This window comes from Flavobacteriales bacterium, assembly GCA_013001705.1.
Classification (GTDB): domain Bacteria; phylum Bacteroidota; class Bacteroidia; order Flavobacteriales_D; family JABDKJ01; genus JABDLZ01.
The window spans coordinates 1-3,291 of record JABDLZ010000130.1 but is presented as its reverse complement, the minus strand read 5'-3'; the positions used below and the strand labels follow the sequence as shown (position 1 = coordinate 3,291).

The following is a 3,291-nucleotide window of genomic DNA, read 5'->3' as shown; positions in this document are numbered from 1 at the left end:
CCAGAACTTTTTGCGCACCTTTCTTCTCTGCTAGAATGGCCAGAACTCCGGTGCCACATCCCAGATCGATCACTTCTCGTCCTTCTAGGTCCATTTCCAAGAGCATCTGCATCATGAGAAGTGTAGTCGGATGATGGCCGGTCCCGAAGGACATCTGTGGCTGAATGATCAATTCGTAGGCATACTCAGGCATGGGCTCATGGAAGAGCGCCCGAATGACACAGTCTTCTGTGACCTCTACCGGATGATAGTCCTTCTCCCACTCGGCATTCCAATTGACATGAGGGATCTCTTGGTGCTGGTAACGGGTCGAGCAACCATCCAGGTCGGCCAAGAGGGAACGGATGGCACTTTCATCAAAATCCTGGGTGGGCGTATAGGCCTTCACTCCTTTCTCATACTCGACAAAACTCTCAAAGCCTTGATCGGCCAATAAGGCCACAACGATCTCCCGGAATGGGATCAGTGGTTCGACCTCGATATCGAGTTCGACATGATTCACGAGGCTGCTGTGAGAATATCCCTGAAGGAATCGAATTGCAATGATGCTCCTCCCACGAGTCCTCCATCTACATCGGGCATCGAGAACAATTCCTTGGCATTGGCCGGTTTGACGCTTCCACCATAGAGGATCCGCACCTGTTGGGCTCGTTGCTCATCGAATTGAAGTCCGATCAATTTACGGATGAATCCATGCATTTCCTGTGCCTGCTCGGCAGAGGCCGTACGTCCTGTTCCGATGGCCCACACCGGCTCGTAGGCGATGATCGAGGTCGAGATCGCCTTCTCATCCATCTGCTTCAATACCGCATCGATCTGCGTGGTGATACGGTCGAAATGCTTGCCCGACTCCCTCTCTTCTAGTGATTCCCCGCAGCAGATGATCGGCTGGACACCTGCATCTAGACAGGCTTTTACTTTTTGAGCTACAACATCATCGGTCTCACCGAATAGACTTCTTCGCTCGGAATGTCCAATGATGCAATGATCGACACGTATGGAGGCCAGCATGCCTGCCGACCATTCGCCAGTAAAGGCACCTGATGTCTCCTGATGGCAGTTCTGAGCTGCTAGGATCACCTCGCTGCTATTTGCAAATGAAAGCTGAGAAAGGTAGACAGCCGGAGGAGCGATGAGCATATCCACGACCTTGCTGTCATAATCCAGTTTGCTCAATTGATGAAAAAGCTGTCTGGCCTCATCAAAATCAAGATTCATCTTCCAATTCCCTGCTACTAGTTTCTTTCTCATACGTGCTTCTGCATTAAAGGATCATCTCAGCTGATACGAACTCTCGGGTCGATGATACCATAAAGGATATCCACTCCGATGTTGATCAGGACAAATATGCTGGATATCACGATCACCGAGCCGATGACCACTGGGAAATCCTCATTGACGAGGGCATTGTAGACCTGCAGTCCCAAGCCTTGCCATCCAAATACGAACTCGATGAAGACCGCTCCTGCCAGCAAAGAAGCAAACCAACCCGAGACGGCAGTCACTACCGGATTCAATGCATTTCTGAATGCATGACCAACGACCACTCTGGATTCCTTGAGTCCTTTGGCCCGGGCGGTGCGGATATAATCCTTGCTCAGTTCGTCCAGCATTGCATTGCGCATCAGTTGGATGATGATGGCCAAGGGACGGATGCCTAGAGTGATCATAGGAAGGATGATATTCCTCAAGGCCAATCGGGGGCCTTCGAACACATCTACTTCGTACAAGGAACCCGACTGATCCAGACCGGTACCGGGTAGAAGGATATGGGTCTCCCAAGCCGGCAGAAAGGAGGTGCCTACAAGGTATTGTAACAACGTCCCCAGACCCCATACCCCGACTCCGACCAAAAGCCCTTGGATCAGACGTTTAGCAAGCATTTTCCATGAACGATCTCCCTTGGCAAAAACATGGATACTGACATAGATGAGTCCAATCACCATCGGTATGAATGGGAGTCCGATGGTCTCATACCAGAGATAACCACCGATCCAGGAGATGATGATGGCCATGTAGAAAGAAGGTGCCGACATGCCTAACACTGCTATCACAAGACTCCCTTTGTCGAACAGGCTGTCTTTGCGAAGTGCGCTGATGACTCCTATGGTCAGACCAATGAGCAATGCGAATAGAATGGCTCCAGTGGCCAGAAGGAAGGTACCTGGGATAGCATCAGCAATGATCTCAGAGACCATACGCTTGCTCTTGTAGGATCTTCTCAGATAGGGAGCTTTCAGAGCGATCACATGATTCCCTAGACCCAAGGCCTGTCCCCCATACTTTATTTCGTCATAGTAGAAATAAGAAGATGGATCCGTTTGATGAAGGGATAGCGGTGAAAGGTCATTCAAATAGAGTAAATAGCGCTGAGTCAAAGGGAGATCCAGGCCGAGTTCCTTATTGACTGCTTCGATCGCTTCAGGAGTCGCACGTTGACCGAGCAACATACGGGCGGGGTCACCGGGTTTCAAGCTGAAGATGATGAAGACCAAGGTCACCACCCCCCATAGCACCGTCATCCCATACAGCAGTTTGCGTATGAGATAGCTGGTCACTGTGCTTGGATACGTTCCATGACTTCATCGACCTCCGGCACGGAGGCTGCGGACCACTTTTCCAGAATGGTGGCTCCATCGAGAAGGACCAAGCCAGGGTTTGAGCGCACCACGGTCTTGATGACCTTCTCATCGCCTTGGAAGTATGGGAAAGCCAGTTGATATTCATGCCGGAAATCCTCGATCTGTTCCATGGCCGATGCCGAAAGGCCGAATACTTCTACATTCTTACTCAGCAATTCTTCGGCCAAGGCAGAGACTTCTTCGATCGCATCATCTGAACTTTCCACATCGTAGGTCAGCACTAGGAGAACCGGCTTCTCAGATTCAAGGAATCTGTAAGATGCTTCATCACCATATTCATCCTGGAAGCTGAAATCGGTGATCGGGGGTTCGTAACCATCCTTGACTTTGCGGGCTGAGCCGGTGCGCTCTTTATCGATCGCCCACTCCTTTCTCTCCCACCATTTCTCATCCATGTATTCTTTGGAAGTGATGACCATCTCCTCTCCGGTATCCTGATTCACCATGGTATAGTCATAGACATATTCAGGGGCTGGAAGTCCCAGTTCTTCAGCACTCTTCATCTGCTCGAGGATATTCTCACCTACCGCATAAGGTCTATAGTCCCTGGTGGGCAGGTAAGCGTAGGAGTACCACATGAAGGCTACGGTAACGATGGCGACCATACCTGCGATCGGCCAATCAGGTCTTTGAGCACTTTGTTTTAGCA

Annotated in this window: 4 protein-coding genes; all 4 read right to left on the bottom strand. The window is 50.5% G+C overall.

From position 1 onward, the window contains the following. The coding region (gene prmA / locus HKN79_05430; protein ID NNC82999.1) for a 50S ribosomal protein L11 methyltransferase at positions 1-502 on the bottom strand (502 nt) is incomplete at its 3' end. Further along, entirely contained in the window at positions 499-1,251 is a 753-nt protein-coding gene (locus tag HKN79_05425; GenBank protein ID NNC82998.1) for a triose-phosphate isomerase, read from the bottom strand. The genes prmA and HKN79_05425, both read right to left, overlap by 4 nt. A 26-nt stretch (positions 1,252-1,277) precedes the next feature. Beyond that, complete coding sequence (locus HKN79_05420; protein NNC82997.1) at positions 1,278-2,558, bottom strand: ABC transporter permease; 1,281 nt, start codon at positions 2,556-2,558, stop codon at positions 1,278-1,280. Continuing rightward, a partial coding sequence (locus HKN79_05415) for a redoxin domain-containing protein (protein NNC82996.1) occupies positions 2,555-3,291 on the bottom strand: 737 nt, incomplete at its 5' end. The genes HKN79_05415 and HKN79_05420, both read right to left, overlap by 4 nt.

Bases quoted from the DNA above. Each gene is read 5' to 3' on its own strand.
- HKN79_05425 (NNC82998.1), bottom strand. From the start codon at position 1,251: ATGAGAAAGAAACTAGTAGCAGGGAATTGGAAGATGAATCTTGATTTT.